The sequence below is a fragment of the Vibrio sp. HENC-03 genome, from assembly GCF_000305755.2.
Taxonomy (GTDB): Bacteria; Pseudomonadota; Gammaproteobacteria; order Enterobacterales; family Vibrionaceae; genus Vibrio; species Vibrio owensii.
In genome coordinates this window covers 247,651-273,737 of record NZ_JH976131.1, presented here as the reverse complement: position 1 = coordinate 273,737, position 26,087 = coordinate 247,651, and the positions used below count along the sequence as shown (strand labels likewise).

25 protein-coding genes are annotated in these 26,087 nt (G+C 46.5%); 12 read left to right on the top strand and 13 right to left on the bottom strand.

The features are described 5' to 3' along the window. Positions 1–44 precede the first annotated feature (44 nt). Together VCHENC03_RS01745 and VCHENC03_RS01750 are read right to left on the bottom strand one after the other, a co-directional pair. Positions 45–905 carry a DMT family transporter gene (locus tag VCHENC03_RS01745; protein ID WP_009707831.1) on the bottom strand — a complete coding sequence of 287 codons (861 nt, stop codon included), beginning with the start codon at positions 903–905 and terminating at the stop codon, positions 45–47. Beyond that, on the bottom strand, positions 906–1,358 hold the full coding sequence (locus VCHENC03_RS01750; protein ID WP_009707830.1) for a GNAT family N-acetyltransferase: 453 nt from the start codon (positions 1,356–1,358) through the stop codon (positions 906–908). A 146-nt stretch (positions 1,359–1,504) separates the two neighbouring features. On the opposite strand from VCHENC03_RS01750, the gene dbpA reads away from it, so the two are divergent. After that, positions 1,505–2,884, top strand: coding sequence for an ATP-dependent RNA helicase DbpA (gene dbpA / locus VCHENC03_RS01755; protein WP_009707829.1), 1,380 nt, complete (start codon positions 1,505–1,507; stop codon positions 2,882–2,884). 60 nt (positions 2,885–2,944) lie between these two features. Here dbpA and VCHENC03_RS01760 read toward each other — a convergent pair whose 3' ends face one another. The 3 genes from VCHENC03_RS01760 to cpdB all read right to left on the bottom strand — a co-directional run bounded on the left by VCHENC03_RS01760 (position 2,945) and on the right by cpdB (position 6,132). Beyond that, positions 2,945–3,292 (bottom strand): hypothetical protein, encoded by a 348-nt coding sequence (locus VCHENC03_RS01760; RefSeq protein ID WP_009707828.1) that lies wholly within the window; start codon positions 3,290–3,292, stop codon positions 2,945–2,947. A 208-nt stretch (positions 3,293–3,500) separates the two neighbouring features. Next, positions 3,501–4,073, bottom strand: a complete 573-nt coding sequence (locus VCHENC03_RS01765) for a Crp/Fnr family transcriptional regulator (RefSeq protein ID WP_009707827.1) — start codon at positions 4,071–4,073, stop codon at positions 3,501–3,503. Positions 4,074–4,170: 97 nt separating this feature from the next. Next, complete coding sequence (gene cpdB / locus VCHENC03_RS01770; RefSeq protein WP_009707826.1) at positions 4,171–6,132, bottom strand: 2',3'-cyclic-nucleotide 2'-phosphodiesterase; 1,962 nt, start codon at positions 6,130–6,132, stop codon at positions 4,171–4,173. A gap of 275 nt (positions 6,133–6,407) precedes the next feature. Here cpdB and cobA point away from each other — a divergent pair, with 275 nt between their 5' ends. The 5 genes from cobA to cysC all read left to right on the top strand — a co-directional run bounded on the left by cobA (position 6,408) and on the right by cysC (position 12,277). Next, positions 6,408–7,283, top strand: coding sequence for a uroporphyrinogen-III C-methyltransferase (gene cobA, locus VCHENC03_RS01775; protein WP_009707825.1), 876 nt, complete (start codon positions 6,408–6,410; stop codon positions 7,281–7,283). A gap of 59 nt (positions 7,284–7,342) precedes the next feature. After that, entirely contained in the window at positions 7,343–8,251 is a 909-nt protein-coding gene (gene cysD, locus VCHENC03_RS01780; protein ID WP_005450539.1) for a sulfate adenylyltransferase subunit CysD, read from the top strand. A gap of 18 nt (positions 8,252–8,269) precedes the next feature. Beyond that, a complete protein-coding gene (cysN, locus tag VCHENC03_RS01785) occupies positions 8,270–9,700 on the top strand; it encodes a sulfate adenylyltransferase subunit CysN (RefSeq protein WP_009707824.1) in 1,431 nt (476 codons plus the stop codon). Positions 9,701–9,910: 210 nt separating this feature from the next. Further along, positions 9,911–11,635, top strand: coding sequence for an SLC13 family permease (locus tag VCHENC03_RS01790; RefSeq protein ID WP_005437336.1), 1,725 nt, complete (start codon positions 9,911–9,913; stop codon positions 11,633–11,635). A 24-nt stretch (positions 11,636–11,659) separates the two neighbouring features. After that, a complete protein-coding gene (gene cysC, locus VCHENC03_RS01795; protein WP_009707823.1) occupies positions 11,660–12,277 on the top strand; it encodes an adenylyl-sulfate kinase in 618 nt (205 codons plus the stop codon). Between the two features lie 90 nt (positions 12,278–12,367). On the opposite strand, the gene VCHENC03_RS01800 is transcribed toward cysC, so the two are convergent. The 7 genes from VCHENC03_RS01800 to VCHENC03_RS01825 form a co-directional block, all read right to left on the bottom strand. Then, a complete protein-coding gene (locus VCHENC03_RS01800) occupies positions 12,368–13,273 on the bottom strand; it encodes a TIGR03899 family protein (RefSeq protein WP_009707822.1) in 906 nt (301 codons plus the stop codon). Between the two features lie 339 nt (positions 13,274–13,612). Next, on the bottom strand, positions 13,613–14,107 hold the full coding sequence (locus VCHENC03_RS01805; protein WP_009707821.1) for a DUF3299 domain-containing protein: 495 nt from the start codon (positions 14,105–14,107) through the stop codon (positions 13,613–13,615). A 5-nt stretch (positions 14,108–14,112) separates the two neighbouring features. Further along, the gene (locus VCHENC03_RS01810) at positions 14,113–15,372 is read right to left on the bottom strand and encodes an ABC transporter permease (RefSeq protein WP_005437344.1); all 1,260 of its coding nucleotides are present in this window, start codon (positions 15,370–15,372) and stop codon (positions 14,113–14,115) included. Further along, complete coding sequence (locus VCHENC03_RS01815; protein WP_009707820.1) at positions 15,369–16,097, bottom strand: ABC transporter ATP-binding protein; 729 nt, start codon at positions 16,095–16,097, stop codon at positions 15,369–15,371. The genes VCHENC03_RS01810 and VCHENC03_RS01815 overlap by 4 nt, the downstream gene beginning before the upstream one ends. A gap of 52 nt (positions 16,098–16,149) precedes the next feature. Then, a complete protein-coding gene (gene zrgA / locus VCHENC03_RS01820; RefSeq protein WP_009707819.1) occupies positions 16,150–16,872 on the bottom strand; it encodes a zinc uptake protein ZrgA in 723 nt (240 codons plus the stop codon). Positions 16,873–16,971: 99 nt separating this feature from the next. Next, on the bottom strand, positions 16,972–17,271 hold the full coding sequence (locus tag VCHENC03_RS0126295) for a DUF2607 family protein (RefSeq protein WP_005437348.1): 300 nt from the start codon (positions 17,269–17,271) through the stop codon (positions 16,972–16,974). Positions 17,272–17,447: 176 nt separating this feature from the next. Then, complete coding sequence (locus tag VCHENC03_RS01825; protein ID WP_009707817.1) at positions 17,448–17,999, bottom strand: YtfJ family protein; 552 nt, start codon at positions 17,997–17,999, stop codon at positions 17,448–17,450. A 215-nt stretch (positions 18,000–18,214) separates the two neighbouring features. Here VCHENC03_RS01825 and VCHENC03_RS01830 point away from each other — a divergent pair, with 215 nt between their 5' ends. Then, positions 18,215–18,415, top strand: coding sequence for a DUF1107 domain-containing protein (locus VCHENC03_RS01830; protein ID WP_009707816.1), 201 nt, complete (start codon positions 18,215–18,217; stop codon positions 18,413–18,415). 49 nt (positions 18,416–18,464) lie between these two features. Here VCHENC03_RS01830 and msrA read toward each other — a convergent pair whose 3' ends face one another. Continuing rightward, entirely contained in the window at positions 18,465–19,103 is a 639-nt protein-coding gene (msrA, locus tag VCHENC03_RS01835) for a peptide-methionine (S)-S-oxide reductase MsrA (RefSeq protein ID WP_009707815.1), read from the bottom strand. Between the two features lie 166 nt (positions 19,104–19,269). Between msrA and tamA the strand changes: the two genes are divergently transcribed. The 5 genes from tamA to VCHENC03_RS01855 all read left to right on the top strand — a co-directional run bounded on the left by tamA (position 19,270) and on the right by VCHENC03_RS01855 (position 26,080). Next, on the top strand, positions 19,270–20,982 hold the full coding sequence (gene tamA, locus VCHENC03_RS01840) for an autotransporter assembly complex protein TamA (protein ID WP_032803111.1): 1,713 nt from the start codon (positions 19,270–19,272) through the stop codon (positions 20,980–20,982). Then, on the top strand, positions 20,979–24,914 hold the full coding sequence (gene tamB, locus VCHENC03_RS01845; protein WP_009707813.1) for an autotransporter assembly complex protein TamB: 3,936 nt from the start codon (positions 20,979–20,981) through the stop codon (positions 24,912–24,914). Before tamA ends, tamB begins: the two co-directional genes overlap by 4 nt. Before the next feature lie 32 nt (positions 24,915–24,946). Next, positions 24,947–25,294: a gamma-glutamylcyclotransferase family protein gene (locus VCHENC03_RS01850; RefSeq protein ID WP_009707812.1), complete on the top strand. Its 348-nt coding sequence runs from the start codon at positions 24,947–24,949 to the stop codon at positions 25,292–25,294. 64 nt (positions 25,295–25,358) lie between these two features. Next, a complete protein-coding gene (locus VCHENC03_RS0126290; RefSeq protein ID WP_020196538.1) occupies positions 25,359–25,697 on the top strand; it encodes a DUF2799 domain-containing protein in 339 nt (112 codons plus the stop codon). Between the two features lie 23 nt (positions 25,698–25,720). Beyond that, complete coding sequence (locus VCHENC03_RS01855; RefSeq protein ID WP_009707810.1) at positions 25,721–26,080, top strand: DUF2799 domain-containing protein; 360 nt, start codon at positions 25,721–25,723, stop codon at positions 26,078–26,080. Positions 26,081–26,087: the final 7 nt, after the last annotated feature.

Below are 26,087 nucleotides of genomic sequence, written 5' to 3'. Positions count from 1 at the left end.
CTTAAGGCGCGATGATCAGCGCCTTTTTTATGGCTGTTGATCTGTTAACGTCTAATTTGTTTTCCTGCGAGTGGTTTTATTTTATTCCATGGTAAGAGCGGTAATACGATCATTATTATCCCTATAGCAGTCAGCCAATCTGGTATTTCATCAAACCACCATATCCCAAAGAGCGTGACAAACACTAAGCCTGAGTATTCAGCTAAGGCTATCTCTCCCGCCGGCGCTTTTTGATAAGCCAATACTGCCAAACCGTTATGACTTAAGATGCAAACCGCACTCGCAACAACCAATGCCAGTTCTTGCCACGTTATAGGTTGCCAGTAAAACCCAGCCAGTACTGCAGAGATTGGTAACGAGAACAGCGTAGTCCACCAAAGTGTGGTAACGACAGATTGTTCGCTCGGTAGTTTTCTTACTAATATATTGAACATCGCCAGTGTGCTCGCCGTGCCGAGTGCAAATAGTGCTGCCCAATGAAAGTGATCCGGCCGTAATACCACTAAGACACCAAGGAACCCGAAGCAAGTTAGTAGAATTTTGCTCAGAGGTGGGTGCTCGTTAAGAAACAATATCGATAGTGGCAGCATTAGAATAGGGGCGGCGTAAAAAACCGCGTTGGCAGTTGCCAGAGGGAGGTGAGTCACCGCAACCATCATACAACCACTGCCAATCAATATCAGGTGCGCACGTAAAATCGTTATAGGCGCTTGCTTCAGGCTACGTTTATCCGGTTGTTGTCTGAGATAGAAAGGTAAGATGAGCAGCAGTGAAGCCAGTTGGCGAACAAACATATATTGGAACGGGCTAATGCCGCCTTCAATCAGTTTGACGGCGACATCGGAGAGTGATGCCGCCAAATTTCCGATCACCAGTAAGAATAGTGCCAGGTGGTGAGGCGACATTTAGCTTACTCGGCGCATATCGACATGAGGGATACCATCTTCAAGGTAGCTTTCAGAAATGACTTCAAAGCCATGGCTCGCATAGAAAGCCATCAGATGTTCTTGTGCTCCGATATCGATGGTTTGGCCTGTCCAAAGTTGTTGGCAATGTTGTAAAGCTTGCTCAAGCAGTTCATGTCCAAGACCACCACCGCGAGCGCTTTGTTTGGTGACCACACGGCCGATACTCACATTGTCGTAAGTGGTGCCAGCAGGCAATAGACGAGCGCAGGCAACCAGTTCATCGCCTTTGTAGCCCAATAGGTGAAAAACGCCTTCCAGTGTATCTTTGCCGTCCAGCTCTGGATAAGGACAGGTTTGCTCCACCACAAAGACATCAACGCGCAGGCGCAGCATCTCGTAGAGTTGTGTCGTTGTCAGTTGAGAGAAAGGTAGGGCAGTCCAGTTGATCATTTCCAATATCCATTAATAAGCGAATGCAGCTGACTTTACGTCGTTTTCTGCTATTACTCATTAACAATGGTTAATTTTCACTGGTCTTCATGACAAATCTGGCGATAATGTGCCCTCTTTTTCATCCCACCTGAGGATATTTCCCTGTGAGCAAACAAACTTTTGACCAAGTAGGGCTTACTCCAGCGCTACTAGAGACGCTTGAATCATTGAACTACACCCATATGACGCCAATTCAAGCGTTGAGCTTACCTGCGATTTTGAATCAGCGTGATGTGATTGGTCAGGGTAAAACTGGCTCAGGTAAAACGGCAGCGTTTGGTCTTGGCGTACTATCCAACCTAAACGTAAAACGCTTCCGTGTACAATCTTTAGTGCTTTGTCCGACGCGTGAACTGGCTGATCAGGTGGCAAAAGAAATTCGTACTTTGGGCCGTAGTATTCACAACATCAAAGTGCTTACGCTCTGTGGTGGAATGCCAATGGGACCGCAAATTGGTTCACTAGAACATGGCGCTCATATTCTGGTAGGTACGCCAGGTCGTATCCTTGATCACCTAGAGAAAGGCCGCATTAACCTAGAAGAGCTAAACACACTAGTTCTGGATGAAGCGGACCGTATGCTAGATATGGGCTTCCAAGATGTACTGGATGCGATCATTGAAGCCGCGCCAAAGCAGCGTCAAACTTTACTATTCAGTGCAACGTTCCCTGAGAAAATCGAACAGATTGCTCAACGTATTATGCAATCGCCAGAGATGATCAAAGTAGAATCCACTCACGATACGTCGAGCATTGCGCAGTACTTTTACAATGTAGAAGGTTCAGAAGCGCGTGATGAAGCTCTGGCTAACCTACTACTGACACATCAACCAGAATCGGCTGTGGTGTTCTGTAATACGAAGAAAGAAGTACAGAATGTAGCAGATGAACTGCATCACAAAGGATTCAGTGTTATCGATCTTCATGGGGATCTAGAGCAACGCGAACGTGATCAAGCCTTGGTTCAGTTTGCTAACAAGAGTGTGTCTATCCTTGTTGCAACAGATGTGGCGGCACGCGGCTTGGACGTTGACAACCTAGATGCGGTATTTAACTTCGAATTGTCTCGTGACCCAGAAGTCCACGTTCACCGTATTGGTCGTACCGGTCGTGCTGGCAGCAAAGGCTTAGCATTCAGCTTCTTTGGTGAAAAAGACGGCCTGCGTGTGGCTCGTATCGAAGAGTATCTAGACATGGACGTGGTACCAGCAACATTGCCAGCGAAATCAACCCAGCAGCCATACCAAGCGAAGATGGTGACGATTAACATTGATGGCGGCAAGAAGCAGAAAGTGCGCGCAGGCGACATTCTGGGTTGCTTAACGGGTAAAAATGGCATCACAGGCGCGCAAGTGGGTAAGATTCACCTGTTCCCAATGCGTGCTTATGTTGCGGTAGAAAAGTCAGTGGCGAAGAAAGCGCTACAAACTATCAGTAACGGCAAGATGAAAGGTCGTCAGTTCCGTGCCCGTTTATTGAAGTAATATAAGCAATACAGCAAAAAACGGCTAACGATTTAGCCGTTTTTTTGTTTTTGTACACTGCTATAGCTTTAAACCTTCCATAACAGCTGCGGGTAGTTGTTGTTTGAAGTCGTCGATCAGTGCGACTTTATCTTCTGATAGTTCGAGCAGTTCGCCACGAAGGTGGAACATGCAGGCGCTAAATTTCTCATTAAAGTTTGGCAGCATTGAGGTCACGCCTGACGAAGCCGCTTGAAGTGCAACGAGCGTCGGCTCAATCACTTGGCTCTGGTAGGTCTCATCTTCCATGATAACTGCCGGAGAGTAGCCTTGGATTTCTTCCATTACGGGTTCTACGTGTGTCGTTATGAGTGTTGCTGCTTTATTGTTTGCGGCATCACCGGCGGCGGCTTTCAGTTTTCCAAACATAATCTTTTCCCTTAACTCATGATGAAACACTCGCCCGCCATGTGAGGCGAGTGATATGAAATTTGGCTATGCAGGGTGTGGTATATCCTTATGCATATCCAGATGGGATTTGAGATTTTTGCTTATACTTCAAACAAATAGCGTTAGTTAATAATAAGAGTGTGATTACTGAAAGTGATTGTTTTTTGTCAATATTATTTTAGTTTTACTATTCGTGATGCTGCTTCAAGCGGGTTTTTATTCGACTTAAACTGATCGCGGTAATCCCCAAGTAAGCGGCAATCTGGCTATCAGTAATACGCTGTTCTAAGTCTGGGTAATGCTGACAAAACAGTTGGTAACGCTCTTCTGGTGAGTAGAGCAACATAAAGCGTTCTTTGTTTTCTTTATGCATTAATTGCGCTTCGAGCAGCTTTAAGTAGATAGGGTGCTTTTCTTCACGCCATTGGTGTAGCACTTCAATCGGCAAGCAAAACAGATGACAAGGTGTCAGCGTTTCTAATAAGTACGGCGAGGGCTGATTCTTAATAAGCCCTTCAAAGCCAATCACCCAATCCTTTTCCCAGTAGAACTCTTTACTGAATTCCTTCCCTTTGTCGGTCAGATAACTGGCATGGCATAAACCCTCCAACACAAAGTAGATGTGCGAACTGGATTCACCTTGGTGATTGAGAATATGACGTGTCGGCAACTCTAGCTGTTGCCCATGTTCAATTAGCTGATTCGCTTCATCTTCGAGGAAGCCATGATTGATTAAGTCAGAAAAAAGATCGCTGTGCATGTGATAACTCAGAAACGGTTTTTCTCATTCTAACGGTTTTTACTGATAACAAAAAAGCGGCTCATGAGAGCCGCTTGAAATCACTGCCAAACTTACCTTATTTATTCAGGTCGATTTGGTAAATCGCGAAACCAACTTCGTCAGTTGCGACACGTTTCATCGGGTATTGCCCTTTCTCTTTGATGAACTGCGCAGCTTTATCACTTGGTGAGGTTTCAAAACGAACATCAAGTTTGTTATCCGATTTGATTGGTGCGAATGACCAGTTGTTATCCGCGCTTGGTGTCACTTCGCCTTGCTCTTTACTGATGCGAGAGATGTAAGCGGCCACTACTGAGCGGTTCTCATCTGGAGAATCAAACGCGATGAAGTCCGGACCAGTGCCTGGGAAGGTTGCGCTGTAAGCACGGTAGTTGTTGGTTGCGATGATGAAGTCTTGTTTTGGCTCAACTGGCTTACCGTTGTAAGTCAGGTTAACGATACGCTGTGAATCTGGGTTGATCACTTTACAATCCGCATCGTACTTCGGTGATTGAGTCACATCGATTTGGTAGTTCACACCATCAATCACATCGAAGTTGTAAGTACGGAAGCTATCCCAGTTGATCAAAGATTGAGGTTTGGTGCTGTTAACATCAATATGATTGAACTGACCTGCACTACACTCTAGCCATTCATGAACTTCTTTGCCTTTAACCTTCATCGCTACAAGCGTATTCGGGTATAGGTAAAGGTCTGCGGCATTACGGAAAGTCAGCTGACCTGACTCGACTTCGGTGAAACCATTTGGATCGTCTTTACGTCCGCCCACTTTAAATGGTGCAGCTGCGCTTAATACTGGGATGCCTTCAAGGTCTGGGTCGCCTTGGATAAAGCGTTCCACGTAATCTTTCTGCGCTAGGTTTACGATTTGAATCGTTGGATCATCTTGTACAAGCGCTAGGAAGCTGTACATCACATCATTTGCTTGACCAATTGGCTGGTTGACGAATTCACGTGTGCCTTTATGGTCATCAACAAGTGCATCCACGATGCCTTTATCGGCTTCTGCCAAAGATTTCTTGTTAGCTTTATCGAAGATAGGGCGCGCTTCAGATTGACCTTCAACCACTTGCCACTTGCCATCTTTTTCTTTCAGCATCAAGTCCATTACGCCAACGTGGCTACCCCAGCGACCTGGCATTACTGCGGTTACGCCATTAATTGTGCCTTTTGCGTTGTCGACACCTTGCAGCTTGGCAAAATCTTTACCCGGGAATACCGCGTGAGAGTGACCAAATGCAATCGCATCAATGCCTTCAACTTCTGTGAGGTAGTAAACCGAGTTTTCAGCGCCTAGCTTGTATGGGTCAGTCGAAATACCAGAGTGTGGAATCGCCACAATCACGTCTGCGCCTTCTTTTTTCATCTGAGGAACCAGCTTTTTCGCTGTCTCAGTGATGTCTTCAGCGAAGACTTTACCTTCTAGATTCTTCTTATCCCATACCATGATTTGTGGCGGGACGAAGCCGATGTAACCCACTTTGATTTCGTGGCTTTGACCATCAGTGTCTTTGAACGTGTGCGTTTTAATTAGATAAGGTTTGAAGTAGTGCTCACCTGTCTTCTTGTCGAAAACGTTAGCACTAACATAAGGGAAGTTTGCACCGTCGATAGAGTTTTTCAGGAACTTAAGGCCGTAGTTGAATTCGTGGTTACCAATGTTACCCACATCGTAATCCAACTGGTTCATCGCTTTGTATACCGGGTGGATTTCGCCAGCGTTAATCCCTTTCGCTGCCATGTAATCGCCCATCGGGCTGCCTTGAATCAAGTCGCCATTGTCGACCAAAACACTGTTCACTGCTTCTTCACGCGCTTGCTTAACCAGTGTCGCCGAACGACTAAGACCGATTTGCTGAGAAGGCTGATCTTTGTAGTAGTCGTAATCCATCACATTGGTGTGAATGTCGGTGGTTTCGATAATACGTAGCTTGATGGTGTCCGCCATCGCTGGGCCAGCAAGCGTCAACATACCGCTTAAAACTGCGACGGATACGGGATTAACTGCCATTTTCATGAGGTGCTCCAATTAAATGGGATAGAGGGGTCGTACAGCGTAATGTAACAAATATTAGTGCAAGCTCAGGCTAAGATGCAGAAAACTGTGAACATTAGGCAATTAAATGCGGAGGAAAGTGTCAGACTGATGCCTTTTTCACCATTTTGAATGAGACCTAACAAAAGCTTCTTAGCAGTTTTTTGAATAAAAAATGAAATTTTAGAATTTCCGGTAATATAAACCCACCGCCATAATGCCATCCATAACGATATCAATGGATGATGAGCAAGCACATGGCAGTTAACGATTCAGTAACGAATTTCCCAATCAATAAGCCTCGGCTGGTTTCGGATAACCAAGCTGCCGATCTTCCGCGTTTCAGTAAGCAATCTCTTCAGCCAGGTGAAGTTGCCCTTGTTGGTGCCGGCCCGGGTGACCCTGAGCTATTAACACTGAAAGCACTCAACTGCCTACAACAAGCTGACGTCGTGCTTTATGACTACCTGGTGTCTGACGAGATTATGGCGTTGATTCCAAGCGAAACCATTTTGGTGTGCGTGGGTAAACGTGCCGGGCACCACAGTGTGCCACAAGAGAAGACAAATCAACTGTTGGTGGACTTTGCTAAGCAAGGTTACAAAGTGGTGCGCATAAAAGGTGGCGATCCATTTGTGTTTGGCCGCGGTGGTGAAGAGCTGGAAGTTTTGGCTGATGCTGGTGTGCGTTTCCAAGTGGTTCCGGGCATTACTGCAGCAGCAGGTGCGACCGCTTATGCAGGTATCCCGCTGACGCATCGAGATTACGCGCAGTCAGCGCTGTTTGTTACGGGTCATCTGAAAGAAGAAAGTGACGACATGGACTGGTCGACGCTCGCGCGTGGGAATCAGACTTTAGTGATCTACATGGGACTGATGAAATCACACTATATTCAGAATCAGCTCATCAAACATGGTAGGGCAGCCTCAACCCCTATCGCCATCATCGAGCGCGGTACGCAAATCCAGCAAAAAGTTTTCACCGGAGAACTTTCTCAACTATCTGAATTATCTAAAGAAGCTCAAGCTCCGTCTTTGATTGTTGTCGGCGAAGTTGTGCGTCTGTCTCAAAAGTTGGACTGGTTTTTGTCTAGTACTGAATTCAACAAAAGTGCTATTGCCAGCTCCATATAATTTCAGACCAAAGATTAGGGACGTAATGAGCCTTCAAGCTTAAAAAGGAAAGACAAAACATGGACCAACAACGTTTAACTCACCTTAAACAACTCGAAGCGGAGAGTATTCATATCATCCGCGAAGTTGCTGCTGAGTTCGATAACCCAGTCATGATGTATTCGATTGGTAAAGATTCATCAGTCATGTTGCATCTTGCGCGTAAAGCCTTCTACCCAGGCAAAATTCCATTCCCACTACTGCACGTAGATACGGATTGGAAATTCCGCGAGATGATCGAGTTTCGTGATCGTACCGCTGAGAAATACGGCTTTGAGCTTTTGGTTCATAAGAACCCAGAAGGTCTAGCAATGGGTTGTAGCCCATTTGTGCACGGCTCTTCAAAGCATACTGACATCATGAAGACTCAAGGTTTGAAGCAGGCTCTGAACAAGTACGGTTTTGATGCGGCATTCGGTGGTGCGCGTCGTGATGAAGAGAAGTCACGTGCAAAAGAGCGCGTTTACTCATTCCGCGATAAGAACCATACCTGGGATCCAAAAAACCAACGTCCGGAGCTTTGGAAAACATACAACGGTCAAGTAAACAAAGGGGAGAGCATTCGTGTGTTCCCACTTTCAAACTGGACTGAGCTGGATATCTGGCAATACATCTACCTAGAAAACATCGAGATCGTGCCTCTGTACCTTGCAGACAAGCGACCGGTTGTTGAGCGTGATGGCATGCTGATCATGGTAGACGATGACCGCATGGAGCTAGAACCAGGTGAAGTGATTGAAGAGAAGAGTGTACGTTTCCGTACTTTGGGTTGTTACCCGCTGACTGGCGCGATTGAGTCTGAAGCAAACACGCTAACAGGCATCATCGAAGAAATGCTGGTGGCAACCTCAAGTGAGCGCCAAGGTCGGGCGATCGACCACGATCAGTCAGGATCGATGGAGCTTAAGAAACGTCAAGGTTACTTCTAAAGGATCTAAGGAAAGATAATGAACAGTGCAGTTGAAGCTCAATTAGCCGAGCTTGGTATTGAAGGCTATTTAAAACAACACCAGTACAAGTCGTTACTTAGATTCCTGACTTGTGGCTCGGTAGATGACGGTAAAAGTACCCTAATCGGTCGCTTACTCCACGACTCAAAACAAATTTATGAAGATCAGCTAGCAGCAGTTCACTCGGATAGCCAACGCGTAGGCACCACGGGTGAAAAGCCAGACTTGGCATTGCTGGTAGATGGTCTACAAGCAGAACGCGAGCAAGGCATCACCATTGATGTGGCTTACCGTTACTTCTCGACGCAGAAACGTAAGTTCATCATTGCTGACACGCCAGGGCATGAGCAGTACACACGTAACATGGCAACAGGCGCATCGACCTGTGATTTGGCTGTGATTTTGGTTGATGCACGTAAAGGTGTGTTGGACCAAACGCGTCGTCACTCATTCATTTCTAACCTACTAGGTTTGAAACACTTCGTTGTTGCTATCAACAAAATGGACTTGGTGGATTACTCACAAGAACGTTTTGAAGAGATTCGCGATGAGTACCTGCAGTTCTCAGAAAACCTAGCGGGTGAGACGGATATCCAAATCATTCCGTTGTCAGCGCTAGAAGGCGACAACGTGGTAGAGAAAGGACAGAACCTAAGCTGGTTTGAAGGTCCGTCTCTGCTTGAGCTACTTGAGACAGTGGATGTTGACCACGAGAAAGGCGAAGGTGACTTTCGTTTCCCTGTTCAGTATGTAAACCGTCCTAACCTCGACTTCCGCGGCTTTGCTGGCACGATTTCATCGGGTTCGGTGGAAGTAGGCGATGCGATTAAGGCGCTGCCATCAGGCAAAACCTCAACTGTTGCACGTATCGTGACTTTTGATGGCGATGTACAGGAAGCACAAGCAGGTCTGGCTGTGACGTTGACGCTGAATGACGAAATCGACATTAGTCGTGGTGATTTGCTGGTGCTAGAAAATGCGCAAGTGGAATCAACTAACCACTTGTTGGCTGACGTAGTGTGGATGACAGAGCAACCGCTGCAACCTGGTCGTGATTACGACATTAAGATTGCTGGTAAGAAGACGGTTGGTCATGTTGAAGCGATTCGTCACCAATACGACATCAATAACCTTTCGACTCACGGTGCAGCTGAATTGCCGCTCAATGGCATTGGTTTGTGTGAGTGGTCGCTGAACGAATCTGTCGCGCTGGATAACTATCAAGACTGTGCAGATACCGGCGGCTTCATCATCATCGATCGTCTAACCAATGTAACGGTTGGTGCGGGCATGGTGAAAGAAAGCCTAGCGGCTGTTGAGCGTGGTCTTGCGGATGTTTCAGCGTTCGAGCTTGAACTCAATGCTTTGGTTCGTAAGCACTTCCCGCATTGGGAAGCTAAAGACCTGAGCCAGTTATTGAAGAAGTAATTGGCTCACCTAGCCTGACGGGATTGCGAAACCCGTCAGGTTGATTTCCCCCGAATCCAGAATGCTCCGGAAGCCCAAGAAACCGAGCATTCTGGCGTTCTTTTTCGCTTGCTTTGCTTTTTTGTCTGGTTACTCGTTTGTCACTCCGTGCAGCTAAGTTTGCACGAGTCGTTGTTGTGCCCGTATTGGGTTTATTGGTAAGGATTGGCTATGTGGGAACAAGGATTTGTATTAGCGATTTTGCTTGGCATTATCACTTGTTTACTCGTAACCAAAATTAAACCAAGTTACGTATTTGCAGGAGCTGCTTTCATCGCCTTTATGGCGGGGATGATTGAGCTCAATACCATTGCGGCAAACTTTACTAATTCTTCACTTCTGACCCTAGTGCTGCTGATCCTCGCATCGAGCGCATTAGAAAAAACCTTATTGATCAGCTGGGTCAGTCGCAGTATTTCTGAAGGTCACCTTGGTAGTGTGATTGCCAAGTTGGGCTTTTCTACCGCTTTACTTTCCTCTTTCACTAATAACACGGCGGTTGTGGTGTCATTGATTGGTGCGATTAAACGCAACCAACAACATGCGCCTTCTAAGCTTTTGATTCCGCTTTCTTATGCCGCGATTTTTGGTGGCACGCTGACTCTGATTGGAACCTCGACCAACTTAATTATCAACAGCTTTGTTGAAGATGCCGGCCTACCAAGCTTGAGCTTCTTTACTCCAACCATGATTGGCTTAGCGGTGTTGGTGGGCGGTGTGCTTATCCTCATCCCGCTGAGCTATCTATTACCCAATTACGATGACCAAAACCAAGAGGACTTACCTTACTTCTTAGAGTCTCGTGTTGAGCCCGGTTCACCTTTGGTCGGTCGTACCATTACCGAAAATAACCTACGTGCCCTGAGAAAATTGTTCCTTGCTGAAGTGATTCGCGATGGTGTGACGGTTTCTTCTGTTGGTCCTGATTTTGTTCTGAATGCTAAAGACCGATTGCTGTTTTGTGGTGATGTAGAAAGCGTGGCTACATTACAAGAGATCCCCGGATTAACGCTGTTTGGTCATCAACATCTCAATGGTCAGAATTTCATTGAAGTGGTAGTCAGTTCATCGGCGACCTTCTGTCACAAAACCCTTAAAGAGAGCCGTTTCCGTGACCGATTTGATGCGGTAGTCGTAGCTATCCGTCGTGGTCATGAGCGTCTTGAAGGTGGCTTAGGCAATATCACATTAGCCGCGGGTGACACATTGGTCTTGGTTCCCGGCAAACGATTTGAGGCAGAGCGACGTGCGCACCGAAAAGAGTTTGTTTTAGTCAACGATCTGGATTCCAGCGCGCGCTTGGACTCGAATAAATCCGCTCTAGTTCTGTTTGGTTTTGCGGCAGTGATTGGCTGTGCGTTGTTGGAGCTCGTACCGATTATCAAAGGTCTGGCAGCTTATCTGATTGCGCTACTTGCTTTTGGCGTGATTCAGCTGTCTGAGCTTCGTCGTCGTTTCCCAATTGATATCGTGGTGATTGTCGGCTCAGCATTATCTATTGCACAGCTGATGATTTCGTCCGGTTTATCGGTACGAATGGGCGACATGTTTATTGAGGCATTTAACGGGTGGGGTGTGTTTGGTGCGTTGGTTGCCACTTACATCATGACTCTGGTGTTAACCGAGCTTGTCACTAACAACGCTGCGGCAGCGCTGTCTTTCCCTATTGGCTATAGCATGGCGGTAGGTTATGGCGTTGATCCAATGCCTTTTATTATGGCGGTGCTGTTTGGTGCCAGTGCCAGTTTTATTTCTCCTTACGGGTACCAAACCAACTTACTGGTATACAGCGTAGGGAATTACAAATTGACCGATTATGTGCGAATTGGCGTGCCGATTTCTATCGTGTATTCAGTACTAGTACTGACGCTGATTCCGGTCTTCTTTCCGTTTTAATCTGTAAATTTACAAGGATACGTTATGACTGCCGAAACTCCGGTAAAAGATGAAAACATCGTTTGGCATCAGCACTCGGTTGATAAACAGTTTCGTGCTGGATTAAAAAAACAGAAGCCTGCGGTACTTTGGTTTACTGGGCTATCTGGCGCAGGCAAATCAACGGTGGCTGGTGCATTGGAAAATCGCTTAGCCGAACTGGGTTACCACACCTATTTGCTTGACGGCGACAATGTGCGTCATGGCTTGTGCAGCGACTTAGGCTTTTCTGAGCAAGACCGTCGCGAGAACATTCGTCGCATTGGTGAACTGGCGAAGCTGATGGCAGACGCGGGTTTGATTGTTCTGTCTGCGTTCATTTCTCCTCATCGTGCAGAGCGTCAATTGGTGCGTGATCTACTGCCCGAGGGGGAGTTTATTGAAGTGTTCGTCAATGCGTCTTTAGAAGTGTGTGAAGACCGTGACCCGAAAGGCTTGTACAAGAAAGCACGCGCAGGAGAAATCCCGAATTTCACTGGTATTGACTCTGAATACCAAGCACCAGCAAACCCAGAAATTGATTTGCCAGCGGGCGAAAAGAGTGTCGAAGAGCTGGTGGAGTTATGTTTAATCGACCTTAAACAACGTGATGTGATCCGATAAAAAAGCATTTGGATCATGGGTGGCCAAAAAGTCACTGAGCAGTTAAAAGAGCTTTTGGATCATAGGTAACCAAAAGCTCTTTTTTATGTACTAAACGGTGTGGTTTACTGTGGGTTTTGCTTCGCTATGAACGCTAAATCTTTGATTTAGAAGCGCAAGCATCTGGTCATAGTATTGATTGTTAGGCTTGTTACCAAGCAGCTTACACAATTCATTACCTGTCGGAGTAAAGCGGTAGTAAAGCAGACGCACGCCCTTTGTATTCACCTGTAAGGACAAATTCTTACCTTGGTAGCTGAGCATCAGAGGCGTTTCAATACCAATTTCGCCAGACTCTAATTCAGTACTGTGTAGCAGCCCCAATTCAATCAACACTAACAAACTTGAATAAGGAAGCTGGAAGCTACCCATGTTGAGATTGCTGGTGGTATCACGTTTGCCAAAACTGAATATTCCGCCATGCGCTTTGTAGCCAATCAACAGTTTTCTACTTGAATCACCACCAAAACTGCAAGCTAACGTCGCGGCACGTTGCAGAGTTTGGGCTTCTCTCGGCGACATGTCTTTCAACACTTTAAGTGCTTTCATCGAAGTTGAACCGGGGTTGGTGACTTCGCGCTTCATAACTTGAGCCCAGAGTTTTTGCATCGAGCTGTTGTGGATGTCCTGAGCCATATCGAAAAAGCGATACAGCCAGTCTTGGTCAGGTTCACCTGCGGTCTCATCTCGACATGAACTGTGCGCCAGTTTGAGGATCTGCTCTAAGTTTTTCTGTCTTTGTTCTTGGCGGCGTTGTTCTCTTAATTGAGCTCGCTCAAGTGCGGTTTTGGCTGGAGGATCACTTTGCAACAATGCGTCTAACCCGTAGATTTGGGCGATACTTTGAACACGGCTCGCACTGTCTTTAATGTAACCAGACTTCTTTTCATGGTGAGTATGTTTTTGTTGTGTGGGTTCGTGTTCGATAACAACAGGTTGCTTTGTTGGTTCTGCCATTTCATTTCCTACCAAGACTGGCGATTAGCGCTTGCTTAAATTTACACCTTTCCTGTTTTCTCGACCAGAGAGGCATGTCTTGAAATTGACAGAATAAAGGCTATTCAAAATGATAATGAGTTGTTAAAATTGTTATCGTTATTTTGGAGGGGTGATGAAATATTCAGACGTAAGCAAACTGAGAAAGCACCTGTCGATAGCGCTACTTTTGGTTTTATATGTTGGTGTATTAGCGTATTTGTCGCGCTACATTGTTTAACTAACAGAAAGAAAAAAGGCGCCGAATCGACGCCTTGGTGTATTTACTTAATCAGCTATACGAGCTCATTGAGCTACAAACTACATGTCATCGTAGGCTTCAATTGCTGAGCCATCAATCACGTAGGCCGTTTCTGCCAGTTCATGTTCTATGGTCTCGGTCTTTAATGTCCCCACGACATAAATGACATCCCACAACTCTTGTACTGGCGCTCCTTTCGGAAACTTCACGTAGATGATCTGGTTTGGCGGCGGTGGTGGAACGTGGATACAAGCGCCAAAATATGGCACCAGCAAAAATTCCGTCACTGTATTCGCATCACCTTCTAATGGGATCACAAAGCCAGGGATTTTTACCTTGCTGCCGTTCAGTTCTGGACGAACATTACCAATCTTTGACTGTAATGCCGCGCCACCCGTGTGGTCAGTCGCAGGCATACCTACGCTGTCGAACATCTTGCGCTCATTCTCAGGGACTAGATCAATCCAGTCGAGTTTCAACGGCTCATCACTTGCCAATACTGGCGCAGTGAACGAAATCAGTAGCAAGCAGCTAGCGAGTATCTTTTTCCACATCTTTACTAAATCCTAATTGTCATTCCATCACTGAGCGATTGTCGGTAAGCACGGAATGCAGGGATGAAGCCAATCACAATGCCTGCGCACTGCACAAAGCCAAGCAACATCCATTCATACGGCGACAGTGCCGTTAATGTTAGGTGTATACCATAACTTTGTTGGATTATCGGTTGCAAGAGGGCAAGCATAGAATACAAACCCGCGACCCCAACAATGATGCCTGCAAATGTCAGTAAGCTTGCTTCGCTGATCAGCAAAGAGAACACGTGTTTTGGTCTTGCCCCCATTGCTCGTAGGATGGCCATTTCTCGGCGACGTTCTTGTAAGCTAGTGAGTAGACTGCTCAGCATCCCCAATAAACCTGCGACCACGACAAACCCTGATACCGCCATTAGCGCTTGCTCAGCAATAGACATCATTCCCCACAATTCGTGTAGGGCGACACCCGGCATGATGGCGCTAAGCGGCTCTTGCGGATAGGTGTTAATTTGTCGTTGTAAGGCGAAGGTTTGAATGCGCGATTTCAAGCCAATCAACATCGCAGTAATTTGCTTAGGCTGGAAGTCTCTTGCCTTGAGCTCTTCTGCGCTCGGTGTTGGACCAAGACGAGCGCCACTTTCCCAACCGACATGTATCGCTTCAATTGCTTCCAATGAGACGTGGACGGTTTTGTCGACGGGTGTGCCTGTTGGAGCAAGAATGCCGACGACTTTAAACGGCAAGTTGTCATGGCGGCTGAAGCCTACATCGCTGATGCCATGGGCAATGATGATCTCACTACCGATTTTATACCCCAGCTTTTTGGCGACATCAGAACCTAGTACTGTTTCGAATAAACCGTTGAATTCTCGACCTTCTGAGAAGGTTAGTGGTTGCTTACTTCCGTACTTGTAATGTTCGAAATAGCTGTGATTGGTCCCCATGACTCGGAAGCCTTTATGGGAGTCACCCAATGAAATAGGAATCGCCCAGTCAACGGCTCGGTGATTGGCAAATTCTTCATAGCTTTTCCAGTCAATGTTGTTGGTTGCGTTGCCGATTCTGAAAACCGAGTACAGTAGCAGGTTTACCTGCCCTGAACGCCCGCCGACAATTAAATCAGTACCAGAAATGGTGTTGGCAAAACTGTCTTTGGCTTGGGTTCGGATACGTTCTACACCCAATAATAGGACAACAGAAATCGCGACGGTCATGATGGTAAGAATCGCCGTCGCTTTGCGGTTCATCAGGCTTTTCCAAGCGAGCTTTACTACGGCACTCATGATGCGGCTCCTGGGGTTTGCGCTTGATTGATTTCAGGCAAGTTTAGTGTTCTGTGGAAGAGAGATTCCAGAGTTGGATCATGGCTAACAAAAACCAATGTAGCGTTGGCAAGATTGGCTTGTTCCATCAATAACTCAATAAACGCTTTGCGGTTGTCATGATCCAAGGCTGAAGTTGGCTCGTCAGCAATCACCAGTTCAGGTTGGCCGATCAGTGCACGGGCAGCTGCAACGCGTTGTTGCTGGCCAATACTCAGCTCAGAGACTGGCTTATTGTGCAGTGCTTTCGGAAGATGCAAACGTTCTAGCAGTGATGTTGCTTGCTCTTCAAGCGTTGCTGTCGAAGCGCTTGGTGCAACGCGATCTCGGCGAATTTTGCTGAATTGGCATGGGATTAGGACGTTTTCGATCACATTCAAGTAAGGCAACAAATTGAATTGTTGGAAGATATAGCCAATGTGATCGGCACGAAATTTGTCTCTTTGACTTGCTCTTAAGCTTGCAAGATCGGTATCAAGTACAGACAGAGAACCCGATGTAAGCGTATTGATTCCAGTTAGTAGGGCAAGCAGAGTCGATTTACCACAGCCGCTAGGGCCTTTGATAAAGACATGCTCACCTTGAGCGATGTGTAAGTGTGGAATATTAATGGTCGCGTTTTCAGAGCCGGGCCAGACAAACTGGGCGTTAGCAAGCTCAACAACGTTTGACGTGGTTTCAGTCATAATAAATTACCAAAGCAATGGCGTGTGAGTAAGTACTCACACGCCATGTGAGTTATTTAATTGCGATCTTTGTGTTGCCTTTGTTCAACGTTGTCGCTGACTGAGTGGTGTCAGTGAATAGATTTGCGCTGATTGATTCTGTCGCTGGGAACTGCTTGAACCAAGTTGTATCAATGCTGTTTAGGTCTGCGACTGAATCACAGTGGTAACGGTATTCAACAGTAAACTCACCGTGGCCGCCGTGTTCATGATCGTGGCCTTCATGGTCGTGACCTTCGTGATCGTGGTGCTCATGGCCGTCATGGTCATCATGCGCATGCTCATCATGATCATGGCCTTTGTGTTCGTGATCATGGTCGTGGTCATGTTTGTCATGATCGTGACCTTCGTGGTCATGCTTATCGTGGTCGTGGCCTTCATGATCATGGTGGTCATGACCCTCGTGAGAATCTTGGCCTAGTGTGTGAGAGACATGAACATCTTCAATCACACATTTTGCTTGTTGGTTGATAGCAAATAGCTTGTCTGTATCTTTTAGCGCAGCAATCGCTTGTTTAAGTGCTTGCTCTTGCTCTGCATTTTCTGGTGCGTGTTCAAAGCCCACTACGTCAGCGCCCGGAGAAGTGATTTCAATCAATAGGTCTTTACCGTCTTGAGCAATATTGAATTCTACGTGACCGTGAACGTGCGCTTCGTGCTGACGGTATTCTTCTGCGTGAGCAGTTGCTGTTAGTGATAGGCCGATAACAAGAGCTAGAGCGTGTTTAGATGGCATTTTCTTTTTCCTAATTTGCTTAATTATTTTGCTGTGGTTGCTGAATTAAATCATGAGGTTAGCAACCAGTTTTGTTTCTAGTATGGGGACTTCTTAAGTTTAAGCAAATATCGGCGGCGCACGTGCTGTGTAGCGCACATCACTGACATTTAAGTGCTTTTCGATAACGTCAGAATGCGTTGAACGTTGATACGTTGGAGCGAGAATTTCTGGTAGAGCCTTAACCAGACCATGATGAGCTCCTGCAAACATTTGACAGTGATGGTGACTATGATGTTCTGGAATTAGGTCAAGTTCATGGGCAATGGTAGCGAAATTCCATACGATCAGTAACGCAACACTGAGCAAGACAACAGTGCGACGCCAATGATGTGTGGTTGCTAGCCAGCGATAGTGCATCTTAAAGCCCGAAATGATACTTGGTGTTATAATATAACATCCATTTTCTCTAAAAGTTCACTCTTTTGTTAGTGCAGAGCAAATTATCTTTGGTGAAAGAAGTGCTTATGAGAAGAGTAATCTGGGAGAGATAAGGAAGTCGCTCCCTGCCAAGTGTGGCAAGGAGCGTAAAACAGCTAGATGTTTTGTTTGATAAGTCCAAGTACTTGCGTGATTTCATCAGGAGTTAGCGCGCCTTCTTTGATGAACAACACTTTACCTTGTTTATCTTGCACAATGATTGCAGAGCTTTCTTCTTTTAGAGCCCAAGAGCTTGCCACTACACCGTTTTCATCCAGAACCATAGAAGACCAAGGAAATTCTTGTTTGCTGTCTTGTGCTGAAGATTTCACAAACGAGCCTGTTCCCCAAACGGCATCATCTTGATTGATGATGGTTGTGGTTTGGTAAGCGTCTGCTGGGAATTTTGCGTCAGTCAGTGCGACCATCAATGGTGCATTCATTTCTTTTGAGCTGCTGCGTCCTGCAATAGCCTGAATAACTCGGACCTTACCTAGCATCTGTTGAGTTGCCCAAGGTTGGTAAGCCACACCTTCACCTTGCAGTACGATTTCACCATAAGCATCAACTTTTGCTGCGGGTACACTCTCTCCAAGAGACAGGTTGTGAGCAAGCGCTAGACCCGGAGTAAGAGCAAGGAAAAGAGGGAGGAGAGTCTTAGTTTTCATATTGTTATGTTCCATATGGGTTGTGAGACTTCCCAAGTATATACTTACAGTGCATAAAAATGTAGAACCGTTCATAACAATTATTTAACGTATGATGTCTAATATTGTTGCGTTAACGTTGAAATTTGATAGAATGAACCACGTCGCAAATTGCGCATAAAGGTTGCCAAGGAAAGAGCAATCAGTGTTTTCTCAAAAGGATGTTGAGGTTGGTTATGCTACGTGAGTTTGCTGTTTACCGTCCACGTCAGGTGGCGCGTTTCGTAAAGACTTTATTCAAAGGTCAGTTTTCAATTGCAGGTGTGGGTGAGTTCCGTTTTGATAACGGCAAAGTACTATTACCTGACGTTAAAAATCCCAAACAACTCTCTGTATTTAGAGAAGTAAACCAAGCGATATTATCGCTCCCGGTATAATGACAAGATTTGTAAAAGAGCGACTTTCGTCGCTCTTTTTCGTTTCGGATTAACCTTGAAGGCTCGGTGGGAAGCAAACACCTGTGCCGCCCAACCCACAATAACCGTTTGGATTTTTTGCTAGGTATTGCTGATGGTAGGTTTCTGCAAAGTAATAAGGGCCCGCCGCTTGGATTTCCGTCGTGATTGCCGCTCGCTGATCTTCTTTCAACGCTTGTTGATATTGGATTTTCGATTTTTCTGCCGCATCTTGTTGTTCTGGCAAGTAGGTATAAATCGCAGAACGGTACTGAGTTCCTAAATCGTTACCCTGGCGCATCCCTTGCGTAGGATCGTGTCTTTCCCAAAACGTGGCCAGTAATTGCTCCAGAGAAATAATGCGCTCGTCGAACACGACGCGAACCACTTCGGTATGGCCAGTTTTGCCTGTACAAACTTCATCGTAAGTGGGATTTTGCGTGTAGCCACCTGCGTAACCGACGGATGTTGATACGACGCCTTCAAGTTGCCAAAACAGACGTTCAGCGCCCCAAAAGCAGCCCATTCCGAATAAAATTTGTTGTTGGTGAGATTCTGGCTGAGCCGTTAAACTCGATTGATTTACAAAATGAGTGTCATCGATTTGCATTGATGCCTCTCGACCAGGCAGTGCATCTTCTATACTGATCATTGTCTGTTTGTTGAGCATGGTATTTGTCCTTCAATACGTGTCTTAATTTTGCGAATTATTTTATTCAGTCTGAATATGATGTTGTGATGACATAGACCGTAGTAAACCTATTAATATTACAGACTTAGCCTTTAATTGGCGTTATTATTGTTTACGTTTATTTAACCTCGTCCAGCTAAAAAGCATGATAAGAAAAGCTACCCCGATAATTGCTAGCCTCCTTGCCTTTTCTCATAGCGCTTACGCCGATGTTTCCCTGACGATCAAGGGCATCGATGGCGCGCTAGAAGATAATGTGAACGCTTATTTGTCTTCAATTCCTGAAGACGACTACTCTACGTCTTTGCGCTTTCAGGCGCGATTGGAACAAAGTATCACTGAAGCGTTGAATGCGCTCGGCTATTATCATGCGAAAATTTCATACACTATTACGAAAGATAATGATGAACTGATCGTCAACGTCAAACCTGGCGAGCCGGTCAGAATAAAAGAGATGGACGTGGTGATTTCGGGTGAAGCCGAGAAAGACGAAGAGTTCACGAATCTCATCAACAAATCACGATTGAAAGAAGGTCGTATCCTTAACCAAGGCGAATACGACGCTCTGAAATCAGGAATTCGCAACTTAGCGCTGCAACGCGGCTACTTTAATGGCGACTTTAAGCTGAGCCGCCTAGAAATTGTCCCCGAGCTAAACGAAGCGAATGTCCGCCTGCACTATGACAGTGGTATTCGCTATCACTTTGGTACGGTTGAAATTCTGGGCAGTCAGATCTGGGAAGATCGCGTGGACTCTCTGCGTCCATTTAAAACTGGTGAGCCTTACTTGGTCTCTGAAGTTGGCGAATACAACCAAAACCTATCTAACACCGATTGGTTCTCTTCGGTGTTTGTCGAGCCTGATCTCACCAAGTTAGATGATGGTCGAGACCTACCAATCAAAGTCTCTCTTGCTCCTGCTGCGAAAAACCAATTGGAGACGGGTATTGGTTACTCTACCGATACAGGTGTGCGCGGTACGCTGAAATGGAAAAAACCATGGGTGAGCGCACGTGGCCACAGTTTTGATACCGCCCTTTCTCTATCGCAACCTGAACAAACCATTACAGCGGGTTACAAAATCCCACTTGATGATGTATTGCATGAGTACTACCAACTTCAGTTCGGTTTGAAGCACCTCGATAACCGCGATACGGAGAGTTTGGAATCGAATCTTGCGGTAGAGCGTCACTGGATCACCGATGGTGGTTGGCACAAGACTTTGTACGTTCGTCACTTGTACGAAAACTTCTCGCAAGGTTTGCAAGAAGATGGTGTGCAATTTGTTCTGCCGGGTGCGTCGTTTTCTCGAACACGAACTCGTGGCGGCAACATGCCGATGTGGGGTGATAAGCAGAGCGTGACCGTTGAATACGGCGACCCTGCATTGCTGTCTGAAACGCGCGTTCTTCGTCTTCTTGGACGTACGTCTTGGATTCGTGGGATTGGTCAGAACCATCGTGGTTTATTCCGCCTAGAGGGTGGCGCCAACATCACCGATGAATTTGAGAAGCTATCGCCATCGCTGCGTTTCTTCGCCGGTGGTGACAACAACATTCGTGGTTATGGTTATGAGTCTATCTCGCCAAAAGACTCGAGTGGCGCATTGACCGGTGCAAAGTACATGGTGACAAGTACGCTTGAGTACCAATATCGCGTAACTGGTAACTGGTGGGGCGCAGTCTTCTACGATATCGGTGACGCATTTAATGAAACCCCAGTCTGGAAATCGGGCGCGGGTGTGGGCATTCGCTGGGCATCTCCAGTTGGTCCGGTCAGCTTTGACTTTGCTTGGGGTCTCGACACTGAGCCAGATCCTGAATTCCGCATCCACTTCTCATTGGGGCCAGAGCTATGATGAAAACAACCTTGAAGTGGACGAAATGGTTCTCAATCGGTCTGCTGAGTCTAATTCTTTTGCTGGCGATTTTCGTCGGCACCATTTTATTTACGCATCCAGGTTTAAAGCTGGCGCTTTGGGGCGCAGAGAAAGCTTTGCCACAACTTAAAGTTGAGCAAATTCAAGGTTCATTGTTCCCTCGATTTGCTTTACGCAACGTCAGCTTTGTTGACGAGTCGCTGAATATTGATGCAAAGGTTGAGAGCTTAACGCTCGCGATCAACTTCCGTTGTTTCTTTGATCCGAAAGTGTGTGTGGATGAGCTGGCTCTGCAAGGTGTGAACTTCCAAATGCCGGAACTGCCTCCTGCAAGTGAAGAGCCGGAAGAAGAAACCCCGCCGCTGCGTTCCATCAGCACTCCAGTGCCGATCTTCGTTAATAAAGTCAGTTTTAACGACATCAACCTAAACATCTTAGGAAACAAAATTGACTGGCAAGATTTCTCAACGGCGTTGTCGATGCAGGGTGACCGTTTAGTCATTGCACCAACGGCATTGAAAGCCATCAATGTGGCTCTTGCACCAAGTGAAGAGGCGACAGAAGAGCAATCTACACAAGCACCAGAGGCCAAAGCTTCAGCCGAGAAAGGCGAGTCACAAACCAAGGTGGCTCAACAGTCAGCAAATACGGCATCTGAAGCGACAGGAAAAACGCAATCATCAGAACAAGCGGAACAAGCCTCAACTCAAGAGGTTGCTGCAAAACAACAAGATAAGACACAGCCCCAAGCGACGACAGAAGCTGAGCCTGAAGGTATTGTTTTACCAGAGGTATGGATTCCACTGACCATCGACGCGCAGCGTCTTGATATTCATGACTTTAAATTGTCTGGTGACACGCCGGTTATCGTTCATAACTTAGGACTAGAAGCAACGGCAGGCGGTGATAAAGTCGATGTTAAAACGCTTGAGCTTGATATGCCGGAAGTGGAAGGTCAGCTAAGTACACAAGTGACATTATCGGCTGATTACCCAATTCAAGCGCAGATTGATGCCTTGGTTAAACAAGCGGACGTGAAAGGCCAGAAGTTATCGTTATCTGCGTCTGGTTCTGTGGGGGATTTGTCATTACAAGCAACGCTTTCTGATCTGGTTCAAGCCAAGATTGAAGGTCAAGTGCAACCGCTTAAACCTGAGTTGCCATTTGATATCAAACTGAAAGATGTCGAAGCACAATGGCCATTAAGTGGAAAAAGTGACTATCAAGTCTCTGTGCCGAGTTTAGAAACAAAAGGCTCACTAGATGGCTACACCGTTGCGCTAGAAACGAAGGCATCGGGTAAAGATATCCCAGCAGTCGATGTGGCGCTGAACGGCAAAGGTACGCTTGAGCAGATTGATTTAGACAGCATTGTAATCAAAACGCTAGGTGGTGAGTTAGCGGGTAAGGTCATGGCTAACTGGGTGGCGCCAATCAACTGGCAAGCCGATCTGAACCTGAAGAACATTCAACCAGGTTTACAGTGGCCAGAAGCCGAAGGTGATATCAGCGGTAGTCTATCGACTTCAGGCTCATTAACCGATCAAGGTGGCTGGCAAGTGAGTCTGCCTAAACTGGACATCGACGGTATTCTACGTGGCTACCCATTAAATATTGAAGGCCAATTAGATGCCGCGGACAAGACTGGCAAAGGCGAAGACATTCAACTGAACACTCAAGGTTTAGCCTTGTCGCATGGCCCTAACTCATTGCGAGCGAAAGGTAAGATCGACAAGCAAATCTTAATGGATGTTGAGGTTAATTTCCCTGATTTCGCGAAAAGCGTGCCGGATCTTGGCGGTAATATGAATGGTAATATCGCACTTCGCGGTAGCCTGAAACAGCCAGACATCAACTTAGATCTCGCGCTTAACCAAGTGAATTGGCAACAACAAGCGAAGGTCGAAACGATTACCCTGAAGGGCGATGTGACACCTCTGCCTGCGCCGAAAGCCGATGTGAGTTTGATTGCGAAAAACATCACTTACAATGACATCAAAATCGACAGTGCCGATCTTGAAGTGACGGGCGATGAGAAGCTGCATCAACTGACGTTGGATGTGGTATCAGACATCGTTTCAAGCAGCTTAGAAATTGAAGGTACGTTTAAGCAGAAGCCTGAAATGATCTGGGATGGTGCCTTACGCCGACTTACTCTAAGTACGCCACAAGGCCCTTGGGCGCTGCAGAAGTCGACAGCAGTGAAAGTGAACATCGACAAACAAGTGGCTGATGTTCAAGCGCACTGTTGGTTGCAAGCAAACTCAAAAGTGTGTCTAACGGAAGACATCAGCGTTGGTAAGAGCGGCGAAGCGAAGTTAGCCATCACCAACTTTGATTTTGACCAAATCAAGCAATTCTTACCGCCAGAAACCAAACTACAAGGTTCGGTGAATGCGAACGCGTTTGCGAAATGGGCGCCAGACATGAAACCGGAAGTCACGGTGAATGTGGATATGCCAAAAGGTCAGGTTGAGCAAACGCTAGAGCAACCAATCAAGGTCGGGTGGGAAAGCGTGAGCCTCAAAGCAAAATTGGCTCAGGATAAGTTAGATGCCGAGTGGCTACTTGACGTCACAGACAACGGTGATTTATCCGGTAAGGTATCGTTGAATGACGTTTCTTCAGAAAAGCCAACTATCGACGGTAAAGTGTCGCTATCGACGTTCCATCTTGATTTCTTAGCCCCGCTGATTGGTGAATACAGCTTGTTCAAAGCGAACATGAATACGGATCTGGCTCTTTCGGGTGATGTGATGCATCCGAAGGTCAACGGCCAATTCTTGATTGACCAAATGAAGCTGCAAGGTGAAGTGACGCCAATCGATATCAACTCTGGCCAAGTCGCGATCAACTTTAAAGGTCACCAAGCGGATTTAGACGCTGGCATTATTACGCCGGATGGCAAGTTGGAAATTAACGGTGATGCAGATTGGCGCGATCTAGAAAACTGGCACACCAAAGCTCGTGTGTTTGCTAAAGAGCTAAAAGTTGATATGCCGCCGATGGTGCGAATCAAGGTTGAGCCAGATATGACAATTGATGTCACACCGAAGCTTGCTAAGGTAGAAGGTAATATCAATCTACCATGGGGTCGTATTTTGGTGGATGAATTGCCGCCAAGCGCAGTTGGTGTCTCGAGCGATACGGTTATTTTGAACAAAGACATGCAGCCGGTCGATGGTGAGCCAGCGCTGCCGTTTAATGTCGAAACCGACATCAACATTAAGATTGGCGATGACTTCCAGTTATCTGCATTTGGCCTAAAAGGCGACTTGCAAGGTAACTTGAACGTGACGCAAAAAGACAAAGGTCCATTCATTGTCGGTGAAGTGAATATCGTCGACGGTTCATACCGCTCATTCGGCCAAGACTTGGTGATTGAAGAAGGTAAGATCATGATGAATGGTCCGGCGGATCAGCCTTACGTGTCGATAAAAGCGATTCGTAACCCTGACAACACGCAAGATGATGTGACGGCAGGTGTTCGAGTGACGGGACCTGCTAGTGACCCAACAGTAGAGATCTTCTCGGATCCTGCAATGCCACAAGCAAACGCGCTGTCTTACCTATTACGTGGTCAAGATATCGATGCGGAGTCGGGCGGTAACGCGATGACCACAACCTTGATCGGTCTCAGCTTGGCGAAGAGCGGTAAAGTCGTCGGTGAAATCGGTGAAGCCTTTGGTGTACAAGACCTGCAATTGGATACGGCAGGTTCGGGTGATGACTCTCAGGTGACGGTGAGTGGTTACATTCTGCCGGGTCTTCAAGTCAAATACGGCGTGGGTATCTTTACCTCTTTAGGCGAGTTCACTGTTCGTTATCGTTTGATGAAAGATTTGTACTTAGAAGCGGTATCCGGTGTCGATAGTGCGGTTGATCTGCTTTACCAATTTGAATTCAACTAAGCTTAGCTTTTAAACATAACTAAGGAGTGGTTATGCAGCATTTGGTTTTTGTGTATGGCACCTTGCGCAAAGGAGAGCACAACCATCACTTTTTGAGTACTGCCGAATTTCTTGGGCATCATCAAACCGATGCCCAGTTCGCGCTTTATGACTTGGGGCCTTACCCCGCTTTGTCGACGGGGCAGCAAGTCATCCAAGGCGAAGTTTACTTGATTGATAATGACACCTTGGTTGAGCTAGATAAGCTGGAAGATGTGCCGGTCGAGTATCGAAGAGAAACCATTACGACGCCATTTGGCCAAGCTTGGATCTACTTATATCAAGACACAGAACAACTTACGGAAGAGATAGCATCTGGCGATTGGTGCCAACGGGTGTGAACTATACTTAGACCAGTAACGTATGCATTGATGATATATACAACAAAGACTTGGGAGGTCTGCGATGAAATATCTTTCACCAATCATACTGCTGCTACTGGTCGGTTGTTCAAATACCGCGCCACCTAGTGGCAACGACAGCATGGAATGGAAGCAATATGGTATGCAGCGTGCAGAAGCGGGCGATACCAAACTGTCTATGCAAGAGTTCAATAAAGACGATGAGCTATACATGGCTTACAGTAATGGTTACGAAAGTGGTCGAGCTAATTACTGCGCTCAAGACGCTTTTACACTCGGTGAAAGTAGGCGTTACTACCGTGGTATCTGTGATGACCTAGACGACCGATTCCGTCGTGAATACGAGTTGGGTCGCACAGCGAAGGGCAGTAAACGTTACTAGCAAGCAATCAGTAAGGAGTGATTATGAGATTATTCGTGGTCGGCGCTATGTTACTTTTCCTCAACGCTTGTGCTCAGACAACATTACCAACCTCTGTGAGCGTGACAGACTGGCAGGCTTTCGGTAAGCAATCAGCGTTAGACGGAGCGATTGAGTTATCGGAAGAGCGCATCGCCAAGTTAGATGACACTAATCGTGCTACTCCTGAACTCATCACGGCATACAAAACTGGCTATCAAGAAGGTAAACAAGAATACTGCGAGCAAAGTGCTTACATTCTTGGCGTACAAGGCGCGCCTTACTTTGGCATCTGCGATGACGTTGATCCATTTTTTCAAAACGATTATGAATCAGGCAGGCTATCGACGGCTGGTGGTTACTAACGATATA